3 protein-coding genes are annotated in these 2,873 nt (G+C 44.8%); all 3 read right to left on the reverse strand.

All coding sequences use genetic code 11. From position 1 onward, the window contains the following. Positions 1–86: 86 nt before the first annotated feature. The 3 genes from IQ246_RS29290 to IQ246_RS29300 all read right to left on the reverse strand — a co-directional run bounded on the left by IQ246_RS29290 (position 87) and on the right by IQ246_RS29300 (position 2,619). Positions 87–905 carry an MFS transporter gene (locus tag IQ246_RS29290; RefSeq protein ID WP_339379279.1) on the reverse strand — a complete coding sequence of 273 codons (819 nt, stop codon included), beginning with the start codon at positions 903–905 and terminating at the stop codon, positions 87–89. A 32-nt stretch (positions 906–937) separates the two neighbouring features. Then, positions 938–1,663, reverse strand: a complete 726-nt coding sequence (locus tag IQ246_RS29295; protein ID WP_194006789.1) for a glutathione binding-like protein — start codon at positions 1,661–1,663, stop codon at positions 938–940. A gap of 185 nt (positions 1,664–1,848) precedes the next feature. Beyond that, positions 1,849–2,619, reverse strand: a complete 771-nt coding sequence (locus tag IQ246_RS29300) for a class I SAM-dependent methyltransferase (RefSeq protein ID WP_194006790.1) — start codon at positions 2,617–2,619, stop codon at positions 1,849–1,851. Positions 2,620–2,873 lie beyond the last annotated feature (254 nt).

Raw genomic sequence — 2,873 nt, forward strand, 5'->3', positions numbered from 1 at the left:
CGTACGGATGGTCGCGGTTATGCAAGGATTTTGGGCTATTGTATCCTCAAGTCTTGCACCTGAATATACTTCTTTGGTCAGATAATCTATATACTGTGAGCTTCTCTTTCTTTTTCAGCAAGCCCTACATAGGTTAGGTTATATTGCTCTCTCAAAAATGCACCAACGTAAGCAAATCCCCCAAACATACAAAAGCCTTCAATAAATACTCCCAAAATCACAGTACGCGCAACAGGTTGGTTCATGAGTTGGTAATAAGGCTGGAATGTTAGCAAACGTACTTGATCTTGGGAACGATTGCTATCACTGAGGTGGCGTGTTCCCCGCCATAGGAATCCAGCAATACTAAGGCAAACGATGCCAAATAAGAGAAATATGTCACGCCAACCAATATATTCTCCAAAAATGCCTCCTAAACTACCACCCAGAATTTGACCCAGCACCAGAGCACTTAAATATCGTCCTATAGCCGCTTGACGTTCTTCGTAAGGGAAGTTGTCGCCGATATAAGCGAGTGTGATGGGGATGATTCCAGCAGCAGCCATACCCGTCAAAAACCGCAGCAAGGTAAGTAAGATGATATTTGAGACAAAGGCACAAATACCCGTGCCGATGGCAAACGCTATGAGTGCTGCTGTAATCACCTTAAGTTTCCCAATGCGTAGGCGTAGCCCGTCGTAGACATCGCCAAGTGGGCCATAGACTAATTGAAATAGTCCATAGGGAATCGTATAGGCCGAGATAATCACCGCAGCACTGCCAACACCAACGTTAAACTCGTCAGCAATGATGTGCAGCAGGGGATCAATCACACGCGCATCAGCAATCACCATGAAGGCAGCAGCACCCAACAATCCCAATGAAACAGGCTTTTTGCCTGCTATATCTGTTGCTAACCTGCCCACCCAATTCTCCTATTGTTTTATGCCCAAAACGCTTAAGGCTGAATAGTCTTCGCGGACTGGTTAAATAACAAATCTCGTGATTTTTCGACATCTAGCGTCTGATTTTTGAAAGCTTCTGTTTCTGCCTTCTCATAAGCGCGAATTGTTGCTGGACGAGCCTTAATTGTCTCAAACCAGCGCTTGAGGTTGGGAAAATCTTCTAGCTTCTGGCTTTGGGTTTCATAGGGCACAATCCAGGGGTAAGAAGCAATATCGGCGATGGAATAATCACCAGCCACAAACTCTCTATCTGCTAGGCGCTTATTGAGAACTGCATATAAGCGTCCCGTTTCCTTAACGTAGCGGTTAATAGCATAGTCAATCTTTTCGGGAGCATATTTACTAAAGTGGTGGTTTTGTCCCGCCATTGGCCCTAGCCCCCCCATTTGCCAGAATAACCACTCTAGAACTGCAACGCGTTGGCGTAGATCGTTGGAGGGATCGTGCAAATCTTGGAGAATCCATTTCCCGGTTTTTTCTGCCAAATATAACAAGATTGCACCAGACTCAAAGACGGAAATCGGCGCACCTCCAGTTGCTGGTTCATGGTCAACAATGGCCGGAATGCGATTATTGGGAGAAATCTGAAGAAATTCCGGCTGAAATTGCTCCCCAGCGGCAATATTTACGGGAATAATCGTGTAAGGAAGTCCGACTTCTTCCAGAAACATTGTGATTTTATGACCGTTTGGGGTTGTCCAATAGTAAAGCTCAATCATGGTTTGTTTCTCCCATTATCTTTTATTCAGTATTAACACGGTTAGCAGAGTTAAATATAACGTCTCTACTCGTGGTGTTTCTTGGCTCAGCAGCGATCATGCATCAAAAAAATTACGATAAATTGAGAATTAAAGAGCAAGATGGTTGAGTGAAACGCAAAAACATCAATTTGGTTGAGTAGTAATTATGACTTTGGTGATTTTGCGATCGCCACCCAAACTCGATGATGAACCTGAAGAATTGGTGTTGAAAATTTTGCTTGGAGTAATGCTGCTAGTTCTCGGTCAAATACTTCTACTTTGTCTGCTGTCAGGCTGGCTCCCACACCAGCACTAGCACGAATCCGCCCACGCCAATCTTCGTGTGTATAAGGCACAAAAACATCATAAGAGAATGTTTGAATTTCTCGGAATCCTCCCTCAGCAAGATCTCGTAACCACTGGGGATGCAAACCAATACCACCGCCCATTTGCCACGCTGGATTATGAGCTTCTATCAGTTGTTCGGTTGCTTCAACGACATTAGCTTTTAAAGGTATCCAATCAAAATGAGCGATCGCTATATAGCCATTAGCTCTTAATATACGAGCAACTTCCTGCACTGCAAGGGAACGGTCAAACCAATGCCAGCACTGTCCAGCTGTTACCACATCAGCACTTGCATCTGGTAAAGCAGTATTTTCCGCAGTTGCTAGTTGATACTTTACTTGAAGTTGAACAGATTGGTCTAATTGCCTGGCTTGTTCTAGAAGTGCCCCTGATTGGTCTATGCCAATTACATCACAACCTCTAGCTGCAAAGCCTCGTGCTAGTGTTCCTGTACCTGTGCCGAGATCGACAATGTTTTGTCCAGGTAGACCGATACAGTATTCAGACAGTTTGTCAAATAATGAACTGGGAAAACCAGCGCGGTGTTTTGCGTAATCGCTAGCAGTTGCACCAAAGTCAATTTTCATCTCAAACCTCCAGAAGACTCCCACCATAGCTGTACTCAGCTTGATGGTGAGATGTCCTATTCAAAAATCGTGACATACATGTTCATGTTGTAATTGGGGATTGGGGAACTCGGGGCCCCCTCTGGGGATAAGGGGTAATGGGGACTGGGCATTGGGCATTGGGGATTGGGCATTGGGCATTGGGAAAACAAGGAGGAATTATTGAAGAAGTCTGTTCCTCGCCTATCTTGTCTCTTTATCAATGCCCCATACCC

This window comes from aff. Roholtiella sp. LEGE 12411 (genome assembly GCF_015206995.1).
Classification (GTDB): domain Bacteria; phylum Cyanobacteriota; class Cyanobacteriia; order Cyanobacteriales; family Nostocaceae; genus Komarekiella.

What these genes read in the sequence shown, in the direction of transcription:
- IQ246_RS29295 (WP_194006789.1), bottom strand. Translation starts at nt 1,663, where the DNA reads ATGATTGAGCTTTACTATTGGACAACCCCAAACGGTCATAAAATCACA.
- IQ246_RS29300 (WP_194006790.1), bottom strand. Translation starts at nt 2,619, where the DNA reads ATGAAAATTGACTTTGGTGCAACTGCTAGCGATTACGCAAAACACCGC.